Below are 12178 nucleotides of genomic sequence, written 5' to 3'. Positions count from 1 at the left end.
TTGCTCTGGCGTGTGTGCACAACATCGAGGACGCTACGCTGACGGAGCGATTGACAAGCGAATTGTCATCGCTTGAAATCAATAACGCTCGATATAAGTCGGCTGGTACCGCGGGTATTCTTTGGAAGGAATCGGCTGGCGACTATCCGGTGTCAACTGTATCGGATGAAGAGTTCATCTGGTTGTACGAGAAAAAGCTTGCTCGAAAGTCTTCTCCCGCTCGCGCGTACTACGATCGAATCCTCGCCTCGGCGCTCTTGAGGCGGTGTCCGTACTGCAATTACAATAAGGCGACTACTCTAGACCACTTTCTGCCAAAAAAGCGGTACGCATCAATGGCAATTGATCCCTGGAATCTGGTCCCGTGTTGTAAGGATTGCAACCATCATATGCTTGCTGGGGTTGCGCTGACAGGTAGCGAATACGGATTTCATCCCTACTTTGAAGTAGTGACGGACACTTGGTTGGCAGTCGAGATCGTCAACGATGCGGGGGTGGCTGCAATATTTACAGCGGACTGTCCCACCTCGTGGCCACCTGAGTTGGTGATGCGAGTGCAAAATGTTTTTAGAAATCTGGACCTCGCGGATTCTTATGCGTCAGCTTCGGGGGCAGCTATTGCGGAAATGCAACGTCATTTACGGCGGCTATTCGACGGCGGTGGCAGCGATGCCGTCAGGACCCATTTAGAGGAATCGGCAGAGAGCATTGATCACGTCAGCCCAAATGCGTGGCGAGCGGTACTGTACCGCGGCCTGGCGAACTGTGACTGGTACTGCGCCGGAGGCTTCGAAGCTGGCTGAGCGGGCTGGCAATGCTTGGGCACGGCTCCTCCTGGCGGTGTTGATGACGCCGGACGCAGTGCAGCGGCCGGGAAAACGGCCATTGTGGGCATTGGGCTAGCTGGTCTTCGTCGTGATTGCCGCGGACTCGTGGCGCACTCACTTCGCCTTCTGGTCCAGAGGCAGGTCAGAGGTAGTTTTTGAGGTATTCGAGCGGATGTTGTCGTCGCTCCACGTGGCGGTTCAGTACGTCGATGTCCGGCCATGTACGGGGCGCCAACGACGTGTCATCGCTCGTGTCGGCGAGCGGGCGTAGAGTCAGCGCATTCAAATCTGCGAGGAGGGGCCTGCTGATGGAACTGAATGATTCTTCGGAGACCGTCGATCTGGGGATAGGCCGGAGCGTCCCGCGCCCGAACAACGTCTACAGCCTGCGCGGCCTTCTGAGGTCGGCCTACGCGAATTCGGGCACAACCATGACCGATGTCGCGGAGCGCACCGGGTTGTCGAGGTCGGCCGTTGCGAGCGTACTGGGCCACGAGACCGCGGCATTCCCTTACCGCGAACTGTTCATGGCGATTGCACGAGACCTCGTCGATGAGCCATACCTTGGCGAGTGGTCCGCATGTTGGCAGGCGGCTCACGACTCACCCAACCGGGACGTTCACCCTCCGGTCTGATCAATGACAGCGAGCAATCGTGGCCCTGCTGTGTGGTGGCCTGCACCTAAAGGCGGGCTGGCTGCGCCTGCCCCTTATCGGCCTGCCTTTCGCGCGTAGAGGCTCCGGGGTCAAGAGTGGCGATAGCCATCCCGTAGGGACGCCGTAGGCGCTCTTGACGCTGGAGGGGCGCGGGAACACAATGCAGGCCACCACACAGCAGGGCCAAGCGGCCGAAGGACGCTCAGTAGTTCGGCAATCCGAGGAAGGGGGCCGAAGCCCCCTTCGGGTCAGTACGGGTAGCGGTCGAGGACCTCGAGGTTGCGGCGGTGCTGGGTGTTGCACGGGGTGCAGTGCCAGATGACCTGGTCCTGTGGGCCGTACTTGGAGGTGAACGGGATGGCGGCGGGGTTGTCGCATCCGCGGAGTTGGCAGGTGGTGGGCTTGGTGGTCATCTCGTGGGTTCCTCTCCGGTTGGGGTGGTCTGGCTGAGGGCGTCTCGATCACGGCTCCGGTGGGTGTCAAGAGTGGCGCCAGCCATCACGGAGTGACGCCGTAGGCGCTCTTGATGCCCGCTGGTGGCGTGATAGCCCTCGGATCAGTCAGACCGCCACGGCCGGAGAGGAACTGGTGACCGGCGAGCCCTGTCGGCTGGATGCGGTGACCTCATTCGTGCAATCCGGGGACCTCGGGGGGACCACAGCCGGTGGACCGGGCAGAGTGCCGGCCGATTCGTGCTCGGCTGCGGGAGGTAAGTCGGGTACGGCTCTCGGCGTGCCCAGCACTGCTTCGGTTGATGCAGAAAGCGACCAGACAGGAACTCCGGTGCGCCCCGGCGGCCGAGTGTCGCCGACGCGCTCGACGCGCCGCGAGCGACGCCCCATCAGCCGCGCTGCGTGTCGCAGCGCGGCGGCGGCGCGAAGCGCCGCCGGGGCGCTCTTGATCCTGTATGGCGAAATTCGGCAACAACTCGCACAACGTGGGGCACGACGGAATGTCGTCCAGATGGGCCGAATCAGTGCCGGGGTCGGCGTATCTGGCTGATCCTGCCCGGTGTAAGCCCAAGCTGTTGGCTGATCTCTGCGAAGCTCAGGCCGCGCTCGTGGGCCTCCTCGATCGCCTCTTGACGGATGGCGCCGAGTTCGGCGATTCGAACTTGGTAAGCCGTGATGAGTTCACCGGCTGAGCGTGCACGCTGCACCGGATCGCCGGTGTTGCGAAGTCGGTCCAAATCGTCAGCGCCAGGCGGTAGTGATGGCTCGGCGGTGGTGTCTTCGCTGGTGCGTTCGTCGAGTTTGGTCACGTAGGTGCCGCGGCGGCGGACAGTCCGGACGAGGTGCTCGGACTGTAGCCGTCGCACAACCTCTCGGATCACGATCATTGATACGCCATGCTGTTTGGCCAGCTCGGCATAACTGGGGAGCGGTGTTCCGGGCGGGAGCTCGCCGCTACGGATCAGTCGGGCGTAGTCGTTCGCGATGGTGATGTAACGGGGCTCCGACACGGGGAATGATCGTAGGCGATCATCAATCACGTGGCGGAATTCGTTGAAGTGCAACGGTTTCTGTCGACTCAATCACGTAGGGTGGATGCACCTCCAGCCGAGGGGCGGTGGACTTGGTCCACACACCGCGCCCAGGAAGGAGGTGGTGGGGATGGCGAAGCATCGCCGGAGAAAGCAAGAGACCCCGGTCGACTACGGCATCATCCTGGTAGTTGCTGCCGTGATCGCCGGGGCTCTGGTCTTGGTCCGCCGAGTGCGGGCTAGCTAACCCACCTGGTGGGGCGTCGCGCCAACGGCGTCCCACCTCTCGGCATCACTCGCGTGACTCGACCAGTTTACGGAGATGAGCCAGCCTTGCATAGTGACTATGCAGGCGATGCGGGCTTCGGCCCCTTTATCGGGGTACCGTCCGCATCTGCGCTTGGTGCCTGCGACCGCTACCGTGGAGTCATGGCGCATGACCTCGTGAATTGGGCCGCCGATGTCGCTCGAGAGCACCTGCGTGATTTGCCTCGGCGACTGAGTCACGTGCAGGGTGTTGCGCGGCGAGCTGCTTCGGCGGGTGACATCGCTGATGATGCGGAGCTGCTCGTGGCTGCGGGTTGGCTGCACGACGTGGGGTATGCCCCGGGCCTGGTTCGAACCGGATTTCACCCGGTCGATGGAGCAGCGTTCCTTCGCGAGGCTGGAGCGTCCGAGCGGTTATGTGCACTTGTGGCGAACCACTCTTGTGCGTGCGTTGAGGCGCGCAACCGCGGACTCGTCATCGAGTGGCCGGATGAAGACAGTCCGCTCCGGGACGCGCTGTGGTGGGCCGATATGACGACGACGGCCTCAGGCGAGGACACAACACTCTCTGAGCGACTGTCGGACGTGTACCACCGGTACGGGGACGGTGACGTTGTCACTCGATCGTTGCGGGAAGCGGAACCAGCTTTGCGGGACGCGGTCGCGCGAACCGAAAGCCGGATGCGGCTTCAGGTGAAGTAAGGCTCGTCGCCTGGTTGTAGTCCGCGTTGAATCCGCTCCCGGATCGACGGATGGATCTCGAGAGTCGGTAATTCGTCGGGCGCAACCCAGCGAACGGCCTTGGATTCCGAGCTTGTTCGAAGACTTCCGCCGATCGGCTCTGCCTTGAAGCAGATCGAAAACTCCTGGCGGACTTCGCCATCGTCGTATGCGACAACGTGGCGTGGATTGGAGAACACTCCAAGCAACGCAGTGGGCCGGACTAGAATTCCGGTCTCCTCGGTGACCTCCCGAACGACTGCGTCGGCGACGGTCTCGCCGACCTCCATGCCTCCACCTGGAATTGAGTATTTGTCGTTGTCGGTCCGGTGGATCATGAGAATCCGGCCTTCGGCGTCCTGAACGAACGCGCTGACCGCGACCTTGAGACTGTTTGCGGCCGGCGCTTCGGCGTCGTTGAAATAGTCAGTTCTCATGCCGCATCCTCCTGAAGAGGCGCAGGCCGCGAACCAGCCCAGACCTGCTCGAAGCTTGTCACATACGTATCAAAAAGGTCACCCCCTGCCAACCGGCGAAGGTGCATAGCTGGTGCATACGCGCCAGGTTGACCGTAGACATGCATGTTGACAACCATCTCGTCATCGAACCGAAAGATCGAGTTGTACAGCGTGGTTTCGTGGTAGTGCAGATCGACGCCGTCGATCTGAGCCAGCGGGGAAACCAGCACCAGCGCATTGCGAATCCGCGCGGAGACCGTGCCCGCTGCGAGTCGTTCTTCACCGGCGCGCTTATCCGCCTCGTCCGCAACCGGATCTCCGAACAGCAGGCGAATGGAGGTGCCCTGGCTTGCCTTCTGCTTGATTGTCCTAGTGAACGAAGGCTCTTCGGCCAAAAATAGGCCCGCCAAGACGAGGATCTCGATGCGGTCGTTGGCGCTTTGAAGCAGGCGCGTCCAGAGGTCGGCGGGCACCGAATTCCGGTGTGGATAGACCTTGACCACCTCGGACTCGGCGATCGCCGAGCGTCGATCGGGGCTAATCGCCTCCGGCCACAGATAGCTTTCGGTCTCCTTGACCAACGACGCGACGGTGTGCCGATGACGCGGATACGGCGCGCGCCCCTTGGTAATCCACCGCTCAACAGTCTTCTGATCGACGCCCGTCGCCTCGGCCACTTCATCGATGCTCAGGCCGTTTCGGAGAAGCGCTTCCCGCAGTCGCTCGTTCGCCATGTCAACTCCTAGGGACGAGTAGGGACGACTTAAGCGTATCCAAGACGTCTCTAGTTGTCCACGTATGCGGTCTCCGTGTCGCGCGAATTGTCGGAAAGTACTGGTCAGCAAGGTAATTCGCAAACTACAAGGAGATTGAGCGATGGCTTTGAAGGATGTTTGGTTCACCCCGGCGTTCGAGGAAGCGTTCCCGATGGGTCTGTTCCTGCTGGGGGAGATCACGCCGGTGACGGAGTTCAGCACCGACCGCAACGCGCCGAAGCGTCAGCGGCTGGACCTGGACGCGGAAGGCAACGGCACCGGTAAGCGGCTGTGGAAGGGCACGGTCACCGACCCTGCGGCGGCGAACGCGAAGCAGGCCAGTTTCGACGTGGTGTTCGTCGCGGACGTGCAGCCGGTTCCGGCGGCTCCGGAGATCGCGCGGGGTATGCGGCCGGTGGAGCTGGAGGGTTTGCAGGTCAAGCCGAAGATCGCCGGTCAGGGCGAGTTCAAGTCGATCGGCTGGACGATCCGCGCGACCGGGATCAAGGGCGACAACTCCGGCGCCAAGTCGGCTGCGAAGGCGGCGTGATCATGTCGTTCTTCAGCACCACGGACCACGGGTATGAGGGGATCACTGTCCGCTACCGGCCGCAGACGCAGGACGCCTACGGCGGGCTTCCGGCGCGGGTGTCGGTGTCGTTGAACCGGTCGGAGAGCTGGATGTGCCTCGACATCGAGGATGCCCGGTCGCTGCTGGCTCAGCTGCCCGTGGTGTTGGCCGAGCACGATGCGGTCGAGGCTGCGACGGCGTCGTCGGACAAGGCGGCCTGACGATGAATACGGCGGATCAGTCGGCGGGGATGCGTCTTGCGCTGGTCCGCCGTGGTCATCATCATCGCGGTCGGCGCGGCGGCGTTCCGGCTCAGCTTCGCCACGCTGAAGGACCTCGCGGTCCTGGCGCACATTCCGGCGTCGGATGCGTGGCTGTTCCCGCTGATAGTGGACGGCACGATCCTGCTGGCGACGTTCGGGGTGCTGGTCCTGGCCAATGCCCCGGAGCGCCGGTTCTTCGTCACGGTCCTGGTCATCGGCTCGGTGGTGTCGGTGGCGGGCAACTCGCTGCACGCGGTCGCTGCCGGGCGGGAACTGCCGTGGTGGGCCTCGGCGCTGGTGGCTGCGATCGCCCCGATTTCCCTGCTGGCCGACACACACGGTCTGGCGCTGTTGATCCGTGCGGCACAACGTGAATCGGCACCTGATCCGGCTCCGGTCATCGAGCCTGCCGCGGAGCAGGCCCCGGCCGAACCCGAGCCTGAGCCGGAACCGGTGTCGGTCCCCGAGCCCAAACCCGATCCCGTGCCTGAGCCGGTGCCGGTGCCTGAGCCGGTGCGGGTGGCTGAGCCTCGCCCGGCGCCTGTCGCGCCGGTCAACATTCCTGTTCGTTCTTCGCGACCGCAGCAAACCATGCTGCCGATCGCTGTTCCCGTTGGGGGTTGAGATGAGTGCTTTTATTCCTGCTGTAGCGACGGGTGTTTCCGCGCTGGTCACCGTGTTGGCCGGGGCCGGGGTGCTGGTGGATCAGACGCCTGATGCTCCGGCCCCGATCGTCCCGGCCGCCGCGTCCTCGGCGGTGGCCACCACGACCACGAGTCCGGCTCCGGCTCCGCGCGGGTGCGTGATGTTCTGCGAGGACTCCGGGCCGGGTCGGTCGGAGGTCGAGATGGCTCCGGCGTCCCCGGTGCCGAAGGGGTGCCGGTTGTTCTGCGAGTTGGAGCGCGGCCGGGAAGGCGGCGGGTTCTGATGAGTATCGCGGGAACGGTGATGCTCGCCGGCGGGATGTGCACGGGCGCGTCGGCGCTGTGGTGGCTGCGGTCGATCGCGGCACGCGGCTCGGAGATGCAACCGGCTGGTGCTGTCCGTGAGGTCGTCGCGGCGGCTCCGGTCGAGCTGCGCACGGCGGTGTTAGTGATCGCTGATCCCGAGCAGCGTCCGCGCATGTTCCTGGCGCTGAAACTGGGGTCGGTCGAGACCGGTTTCCCGGTGCTGGAGGACTGGGTGTACACCGACTACGGGCTTCAGGTCGATCTGTTGATGCTGTCGGGGCAGACCCGCAACGACTGGTCCAAGGACGAAACCCGCGACGCCCTGTGCCAGGTCCTCGCGGTGGGGGACGTGCGGGTGGTGTTCCCGCACCCGGGGATGGTCCGCCTCGAACTGCGAGTGTTCGACACCTTGGCCGACACAGCAACCCTGCCGGGCTCGGTCTCCGCGGTGGGTGTGGACCTGGAAGCGGTCCCGGTCGGGGTGACCGAGGACTTCGACACCTGGCGGGTGCGGGTGCTCTACGGGCACATCCTGCTCGCCGGTGCCACGGGGTCGGGTAAGGGCTCGGTGCTGTGGTCGATCATCGCTGCACTCGGTCCCGCGATCAAAGCCGGATTGGTGGACCTGTACCTGGCTGATCCGAAGGGCGGTGCGGAGTTCGGCAAGGGCGAGAACCGGTTGTTCGTGCGCTTCGCCACCGACAACACCACCATCCTCGCCATGCTCAACGAGGCTGTGGAGCAGATGCGGGAGCGGCTGGCGCGGATGCGGGCGGCGGGGCTGCGCAAGATCGTCCCGAGCACCGATGAGCCGCTGATCCTGATCATCATCGACGAAGCCGCCTCCCTCTCGTCCTACGCCAGCCGAGAGGAGCAGCAGGAGTTCCGGCGCCTGACCGGGCTGTTGCTGTCGCAGGGGCGTGCGGCGGCGGTGTCGGTGGTCGCGGCGTTGCAGGACCCGTCGAAGGAGACGATGCCCAACCGGCAACTGTTCCCGGTCCGTGTCGGCCTCCGGCTGGATGAACCCACCCAGAGCGCGATGGTCCACGGGCAAGGCGCCCGTGATCGTGGTGCACGCTGCGACGAGATCTCCGACCTGACACCGGGTATCGGCTACGTCGGCGAGGACGGCACCAGCGAGTTCGTGCGGGTGCGGGCGTACTTCGTCTCCGATGACGACATCGACGCCATCGTGGATGCCTACTCGCCCGCGCCCGAGATCGCCGCTCCTGCTGAGGATTACAGCGGGTTCGATCCTGATGACCTGGGTGATGAGTCCGAAGACGGGCCGGTGGCGGCATGAAACGCGGACTGGTCATCGAACAGCACGTCGTCGTCTACTGCGATACCTGCGGCGACCACTACACCGAAGGTGAGAACGAAGCGATCTGCTTCGACTCCATCACCCAAGCCATCGCCTATCTGACCGTCCATTCCGCGGGCGGTGTCGGCTGGGTCTACGACGGCGACAAAGTCACTTGCGACGGCTGCCAGGCCACCAACCGGTGCGCCGAGCACGGCCACACCTTCCCCGAGTCCTGGCGCACCACGGTATGGCCGCTGGGCAATTCCACCCGTTCCCGCACCTGCGACGTCTGCGGAGTCCCCGAAATCGAGGCCCAGCCATGAGTAACCACACCACCGGCCACCGCTACGACGACAACGTCATCGACCTGGCGGCCCGGCGCCGCTGCCACCTGGAGCGCTCCGGGTTGGACTCGGCCGCGATCGCTGCGCACCTGCTGGTGGAGACCGGGGTTGTCCCGCTGTGGGACAACAGCGACGACCACGACGACTTCGACGGCGGGGACTGGGCGGCATGAGCAGCGAGGTGTCCGGAACCAGTGGACGGCCGACGAACCCGATCGTCACCGCGGCGGCCGAGCAGGTCGCCAAGTCCAAGCGGCGCCGTACCAGCAGCAAGACCAAAGACGTGCCGCGCTGGGAGTGCCCCGACCAGATGACCCTCTTCGACCCCTCTGCCTCGGAGGCGAACCGATGACCACCAAAACCGTTCACCTCCGCAAGGACACCCATTTGGACGCGTCCGACCGGTTCGCGCTGGCGCTGCTGAACGTCCTGTGGGCAGCGTTGATCGGCCTGTGGTGGATGGTGCTGTTCCCGATGATCTCCATCCCCCTCGCGCTGGTTGTCGCGGTGTGGGTGTGGTTGGGGTGGCCGGTAGGTCTGGTGGCTGCCGGGGTGTCCGTCGCCGGACTGCTGCTGTGGCAGCGCGCCCGCCCGGAGATGTTCGACCGCTGGGTCACCCGCCGCGCTCGTTCCCGGTTCCTGGCCTGGCACCGCTACCGCCGCTGCTGGGTCAAGCTGATGCGCGCCTGCCACCTGAGCATCGACCGCGGCGACCGCACATTCATCCCGCGGTTGCTGGGTGTCGAGATCGGCGCCGCGACAGATCGGGTGCGGGTGAGGATGCTCGACGGCCACTGCCCGGCCGACTTCGAAAACCGGGTCTCGCAGTTGGCGCACGCCGTCGGCGCCCTGCACTGCCGCGCCACCATCACCGGTCCCGGCACCGTCGAGTTGGCGTTCCGCCGGTCGGATGCGCTCGCGGAAACGGTCATCTTGCCGCGGGTGGATCACTGGACCAAGGGACGGGGGCAGGTGGCATGACTACGCCGACGCTTCGTGTGCTGTCGCTGGGTGCTGGTGTCCAGTCCACCGCTCTCGCGCTGATGGCCTGCCGTGGGGACCTGCCCGGGTTGGATGGTGCGATCTTCGCTGATACGGGGTGGGAACCGGCTGCGGTGTATGCCCAGGTGGATCGGCTGGCGGTGGAGTTGGGGCGCGCCGGGATACCGCTGTATCGGGTGAGTAACGGCAACGTCCGCGCGGATTCGCTCGACCCGGCTCACCGGTTCGTGTCGGTCCCGTATTTCACCCAGGCGCCCGACGGCTCGAAGGGCATGGCGCGGCGGCAGTGCACGAGTGAATACAAGCTGGTCCCGATCAACCGGAAGGTGCGTGAGCTGCTGGGGGCGAAGGCTCCCACGTTCCGGACCGTGCCGAAAGGGCGGGTAGCTGAGCAGTGGATCGGGTTCTCCACCGATGAGGTCTACCGGGTCAACGACCGGCGCGAGAACCGGTACACGATCAAGCGCTACCCGTTGTTGGAGCTGGGCCTGTCTCGCAAGGACTGCGAACGCTGGCTGAAGGTTCTCGGCTGGGGCCACACCGTGAAGTCGGCGTGCATCGGCTGCCCGTTCCACGGCAACGCCTACTGGCGCGAGATGCGCGAGCACCGGCCCGTCGAGTGGGCGGATGCCTGCGAGTTCGACCGCCGCATCCGCAAAGGGGGCGCCAGCGCCCCGCCGCTGAACGGTGAAGCTTTCCTGCACTCCTCGCGGGTTCCGTTGGAGCTCGCGCCGATCGACCGCGTGACCCGCAAGGAGTGGGGGGATCGGCAACTGGACATCTTCGATGAACTTGCCGAACAAGGCGACTTCGACGGCTGCTCGCCGTATGGCTGCCGCTCCGGTGCACCTGTTACCGATCGGGAGGCAGCATGAGTGCGACAACCAATGACTTTGTCGCTGAACCGATCCCAGCTCGGCAGACCGCGGCGCAGCGCCGTAGCCTGCCGGATTTCCGGGATGTCGCGCACGCGGTGGCTGATGAGCAGCACGTCTGCCGTCGTCCGGTGCCGATGCGCGCTGAAGACCCGAGGACGCTGCGGGTGGATTACGTCGGCGCCCCATGCAAGTCCACCATCGAATCGGTCTGCCCGGCGTGTGCGGCCAAGGCCCGGTATCTGCGGATGACGCAATGCCACGAGGGCTGGCACATGAGCGCCGAACCCGAGATCGACAAGCGCGCACCCACCCAGCAGCAGAAGGACCTGATCGCGACACGTTCGGATCTGTTCGCCGCTTACCAGGCCGCGAAGGAAGAAGATGACCGGCAGCGGATGGACGACGCCGCCGAAGACGTGGCCGGTATCGACAAGCAACTCCGCGAATCAGGTTTCCGCGGCCGGTTGCCGGACCTGGACGCCACGCGCAAGGATCGCCGCCAGCGTTCCACCCGGCGGCGCCAGGACGTACCGGACCTGCCTCGGCACAAGGTCGCCAAAACCACCATCGGCCGCGAGTACGCGGGCATGTACCGGCCCTCGACGTTCGTGACGCTGACCCTGCCGTCCTACGGGTTGGTGCACAAGGACGGCGCGGTGAACTCCAAGGGCGAGGTCTGCGGGGACGGTTCCCCGCGTGACCCGGACTCCTACGACTACACGCGTGCGGCGCGGGACATCGTGCATTTCGCGGCCCTGGTGGATCGGTGGATTCAGAACTTGCGGCGCGCGGTCGGCTGGGACGTGCAGTACTTCGCGACGGTGGAACCTCAGCGTCGGGGCGCCCCGCATCTGCATCTGGCGATTCGGGGTTCGATCCCGCACGCGGTGTTCCGGGCGGTGACCGCGGCGACCTATCACCAGGTGTGGTGGCCTCGGTTCGACCCAGAGAACGAGGTGTACTCCGGCGAGACGATGCCGGTGTGGGATCACGCGGCCGGCACTTTCACCGACCCCACCAGCGGGCAGCCGTTGACCGGGTGGGACGACGCGCTGGACATCATCGATTCCACCGATGATCTGCAACCGGCGCATGTGATCCGCTTCGGGGTGCAGGTCGATTCCAAGGGCATCCTCGGCGGCACACCGCAAGCCGACGAGAAGGTCCGCTACCTGACGAAGTACCTCACGAAGTCGGTCGCGGAAATCCTCGAACCCCAGTCCCGGCGGGCAGCCGAGCACTACGACCGGCTCCACGCCGAACTACAGCACACCCCGTGCTCACCGCGGTGTGCGGTGTGGCTGCGCTACGGCATCGTCCCCAAGGGCGCCACCGCCAAGACACAGCCGGGCCGCTGCAAGGGCAAGGCGCATCGCCGCGACACGTTGGGGCTCCCGGGGCGGCGGGTGCTGGTGTCGCGTCGCTGGTCGAACAAGACCCTTCCGGATCACAAGCACGACCGCGCGGAGTTCGTTCGGCAAACCCTCGCCGCGGTCGGGATCGTCAAACCTGATCGTTCGCATCTGATCATCACGCCCGTGGAACCGGGCGACAAGAACGTCCCGCCGCGCGATCACCTGATCATGGCGGCGGTCTCCCAACGCATCACCTGGCGCGCCGAGTACACCAGAGCGCTACTCGCCGCCAGTCCGCCAGGGGCACAACAAAGTTCGGCAATCATGCAAGCGGCCTGAGGAG

Annotated in this window: 18 protein-coding genes; 14 read left to right on the top strand and 4 right to left on the bottom strand. The window is 65.0% G+C overall.

Annotated elements, in window-relative coordinates; genetic code table 11:
* The first annotated feature begins 14 nt into the window (after positions 1 to 14).
* Both ABZ824_RS24145 and ABZ824_RS24140 read left to right on the top strand, forming a co-directional pair.
* Positions 15 to 803, top strand: coding sequence for an HNH endonuclease signature motif containing protein (locus tag ABZ824_RS24145; RefSeq protein ID WP_356965453.1), 789 nt, complete (start codon positions 15 to 17; stop codon positions 801 to 803).
* Between the two features lie 332 nt (positions 804 to 1135).
* Entirely contained in the window at positions 1136 to 1462 is a 327-nt protein-coding gene (locus tag ABZ824_RS24140; protein ID WP_356965452.1) for a winged helix-turn-helix domain-containing protein, read from the top strand.
* A gap of 269 nt (positions 1463 to 1731) precedes the next feature.
* On the opposite strand, the gene ABZ824_RS24135 is transcribed toward ABZ824_RS24140, so the two are convergent.
* Positions 1732 to 1896 (bottom strand): hypothetical protein, encoded by a 165-nt coding sequence (locus tag ABZ824_RS24135; protein ID WP_356965451.1) that lies wholly within the window; start codon positions 1894 to 1896, stop codon positions 1732 to 1734.
* Positions 1897 to 2456: 560 nt separating this feature from the next.
* Positions 2457 to 3017, bottom strand: a complete 561-nt coding sequence (locus ABZ824_RS24130; protein ID WP_356965450.1) for a GntR family transcriptional regulator — start codon at positions 3015 to 3017, stop codon at positions 2457 to 2459.
* A 378-nt stretch (positions 3018 to 3395) separates the two neighbouring features.
* On the opposite strand from ABZ824_RS24130, the gene ABZ824_RS24125 reads away from it, so the two are divergent.
* Positions 3396 to 3935, top strand: a complete 540-nt coding sequence (locus tag ABZ824_RS24125; RefSeq protein ID WP_356965449.1) for an HD domain-containing protein — start codon at positions 3396 to 3398, stop codon at positions 3933 to 3935.
* Here the strand turns inward: ABZ824_RS24125 and ABZ824_RS24120 are convergent.
* Positions 3923 to 4390 carry an NUDIX domain-containing protein gene (locus tag ABZ824_RS24120; protein ID WP_356965448.1) on the bottom strand — a complete coding sequence of 156 codons (468 nt, stop codon included), beginning with the start codon at positions 4388 to 4390 and terminating at the stop codon, positions 3923 to 3925. The genes ABZ824_RS24125 and ABZ824_RS24120 overlap by 13 nt on opposite strands.
* Complete coding sequence (locus ABZ824_RS24115) at positions 4387 to 5145, bottom strand: XRE family transcriptional regulator (RefSeq protein ID WP_356965447.1); 759 nt, start codon at positions 5143 to 5145, stop codon at positions 4387 to 4389. Before ABZ824_RS24115 ends, ABZ824_RS24120 begins: the two co-directional genes overlap by 4 nt.
* A gap of 142 nt (positions 5146 to 5287) precedes the next feature.
* On the opposite strand from ABZ824_RS24115, the gene ABZ824_RS24110 reads away from it, so the two are divergent.
* Genes ABZ824_RS24110 through ABZ824_RS24060 form a run of 11 tightly spaced genes read left to right on the top strand, consistent with a single transcriptional unit; the run spans position 5288 to position 12174 of the window.
* Positions 5288 to 5716 (top strand): hypothetical protein, encoded by a 429-nt coding sequence (locus ABZ824_RS24110; RefSeq protein WP_356965446.1) that lies wholly within the window; start codon positions 5288 to 5290, stop codon positions 5714 to 5716.
* 2 nt (positions 5717 to 5718) lie between these two features.
* Positions 5719 to 5958, top strand: coding sequence for a hypothetical protein (locus ABZ824_RS24105; protein ID WP_356965445.1), 240 nt, complete (start codon positions 5719 to 5721; stop codon positions 5956 to 5958).
* A 36-nt stretch (positions 5959 to 5994) separates the two neighbouring features.
* Entirely contained in the window at positions 5995 to 6624 is a 630-nt protein-coding gene (locus ABZ824_RS24100) for a DUF2637 domain-containing protein (RefSeq protein WP_356965444.1), read from the top strand.
* Between the two features lies 1 nt (position 6625).
* Positions 6626 to 6928, top strand: a complete 303-nt coding sequence (locus tag ABZ824_RS24095; protein WP_356965443.1) for a hypothetical protein — start codon at positions 6626 to 6628, stop codon at positions 6926 to 6928.
* A complete protein-coding gene (locus ABZ824_RS24090) occupies positions 6928 to 8253 on the top strand; it encodes an FtsK/SpoIIIE domain-containing protein (RefSeq protein ID WP_356965442.1) in 1326 nt (441 codons plus the stop codon). Before ABZ824_RS24095 ends, ABZ824_RS24090 begins: the two co-directional genes overlap by 1 nt.
* A complete protein-coding gene (locus ABZ824_RS24085) occupies positions 8250 to 8579 on the top strand; it encodes a hypothetical protein (RefSeq protein ID WP_356965441.1) in 330 nt (109 codons plus the stop codon). Before ABZ824_RS24090 ends, ABZ824_RS24085 begins: the two co-directional genes overlap by 4 nt.
* On the top strand, positions 8576 to 8773 hold the full coding sequence (locus ABZ824_RS24080; RefSeq protein WP_356965440.1) for a hypothetical protein: 198 nt from the start codon (positions 8576 to 8578) through the stop codon (positions 8771 to 8773). The genes ABZ824_RS24085 and ABZ824_RS24080 overlap by 4 nt, the downstream gene beginning before the upstream one ends.
* Positions 8770 to 8952: a hypothetical protein gene (locus ABZ824_RS24075; RefSeq protein ID WP_356965439.1), complete on the top strand. Its 183-nt coding sequence runs from the start codon at positions 8770 to 8772 to the stop codon at positions 8950 to 8952. Before ABZ824_RS24080 ends, ABZ824_RS24075 begins: the two co-directional genes overlap by 4 nt.
* A complete protein-coding gene (locus ABZ824_RS24070; protein ID WP_356965438.1) occupies positions 8949 to 9581 on the top strand; it encodes a hypothetical protein in 633 nt (210 codons plus the stop codon). Before ABZ824_RS24075 ends, ABZ824_RS24070 begins: the two co-directional genes overlap by 4 nt.
* On the top strand, positions 9578 to 10477 hold the full coding sequence (locus tag ABZ824_RS24065) for a hypothetical protein (protein WP_356965437.1): 900 nt from the start codon (positions 9578 to 9580) through the stop codon (positions 10475 to 10477). The genes ABZ824_RS24070 and ABZ824_RS24065 overlap by 4 nt, the downstream gene beginning before the upstream one ends.
* Positions 10474 to 12174, top strand: coding sequence for a replication initiator (locus tag ABZ824_RS24060; RefSeq protein WP_356965436.1), 1701 nt, complete (start codon positions 10474 to 10476; stop codon positions 12172 to 12174). The genes ABZ824_RS24065 and ABZ824_RS24060 overlap by 4 nt, the downstream gene beginning before the upstream one ends.
* Positions 12175 to 12178: the final 4 nt, after the last annotated feature.

This window comes from Nocardia sp. NPDC047038 (genome assembly GCF_040644075.1).
GTDB lineage: Bacteria > Actinomycetota > Actinomycetes > Mycobacteriales > Mycobacteriaceae > Nocardia > Nocardia sichangensis.
Note: the sequence above shows the minus strand (reverse complement) of the source record. Positions and strands in the feature narration are given on the sequence as shown.

Coding starts and splice junctions, on each gene's coding strand:
- ABZ824_RS24140 (WP_356965452.1), top strand. CDS start 1,136: ATGGAACTGAATGATTCTTCGGAGACCGTCGATCTGGGGATAGGCCGG.
- ABZ824_RS24135 (WP_356965451.1), bottom strand. CDS start 1,896: ATGACCACCAAGCCCACCACCTGCCAACTCCGCGGATGCGACAACCCC.
- ABZ824_RS24125 (WP_356965449.1), top strand. CDS start 3,396: ATGGCGCATGACCTCGTGAATTGGGCCGCCGATGTCGCTCGAGAGCAC.
- ABZ824_RS24120 (WP_356965448.1), bottom strand. CDS start 4,390: ATGAGAACTGACTATTTCAACGACGCCGAAGCGCCGGCCGCAAACAGT.
- ABZ824_RS24115 (WP_356965447.1), bottom strand. CDS start 5,145: ATGGCGAACGAGCGACTGCGGGAAGCGCTTCTCCGAAACGGCCTGAGC.
- ABZ824_RS24110 (WP_356965446.1), top strand. CDS start 5,288: ATGGCTTTGAAGGATGTTTGGTTCACCCCGGCGTTCGAGGAAGCGTTC.
- ABZ824_RS24105 (WP_356965445.1), top strand. CDS start 5,719: ATGTCGTTCTTCAGCACCACGGACCACGGGTATGAGGGGATCACTGTC.
- ABZ824_RS24095 (WP_356965443.1), top strand. CDS start 6,626: ATGAGTGCTTTTATTCCTGCTGTAGCGACGGGTGTTTCCGCGCTGGTC.
- ABZ824_RS24090 (WP_356965442.1), top strand. CDS start 6,928: ATGAGTATCGCGGGAACGGTGATGCTCGCCGGCGGGATGTGCACGGGC.
- ABZ824_RS24085 (WP_356965441.1), top strand. CDS start 8,250: ATGAAACGCGGACTGGTCATCGAACAGCACGTCGTCGTCTACTGCGAT.
- ABZ824_RS24080 (WP_356965440.1), top strand. CDS start 8,576: ATGAGTAACCACACCACCGGCCACCGCTACGACGACAACGTCATCGAC.
- ABZ824_RS24075 (WP_356965439.1), top strand. CDS start 8,770: ATGAGCAGCGAGGTGTCCGGAACCAGTGGACGGCCGACGAACCCGATC.
- ABZ824_RS24070 (WP_356965438.1), top strand. CDS start 8,949: ATGACCACCAAAACCGTTCACCTCCGCAAGGACACCCATTTGGACGCG.
- ABZ824_RS24065 (WP_356965437.1), top strand. CDS start 9,578: ATGACTACGCCGACGCTTCGTGTGCTGTCGCTGGGTGCTGGTGTCCAG.
- ABZ824_RS24060 (WP_356965436.1), top strand. CDS start 10,474: ATGAGTGCGACAACCAATGACTTTGTCGCTGAACCGATCCCAGCTCGG.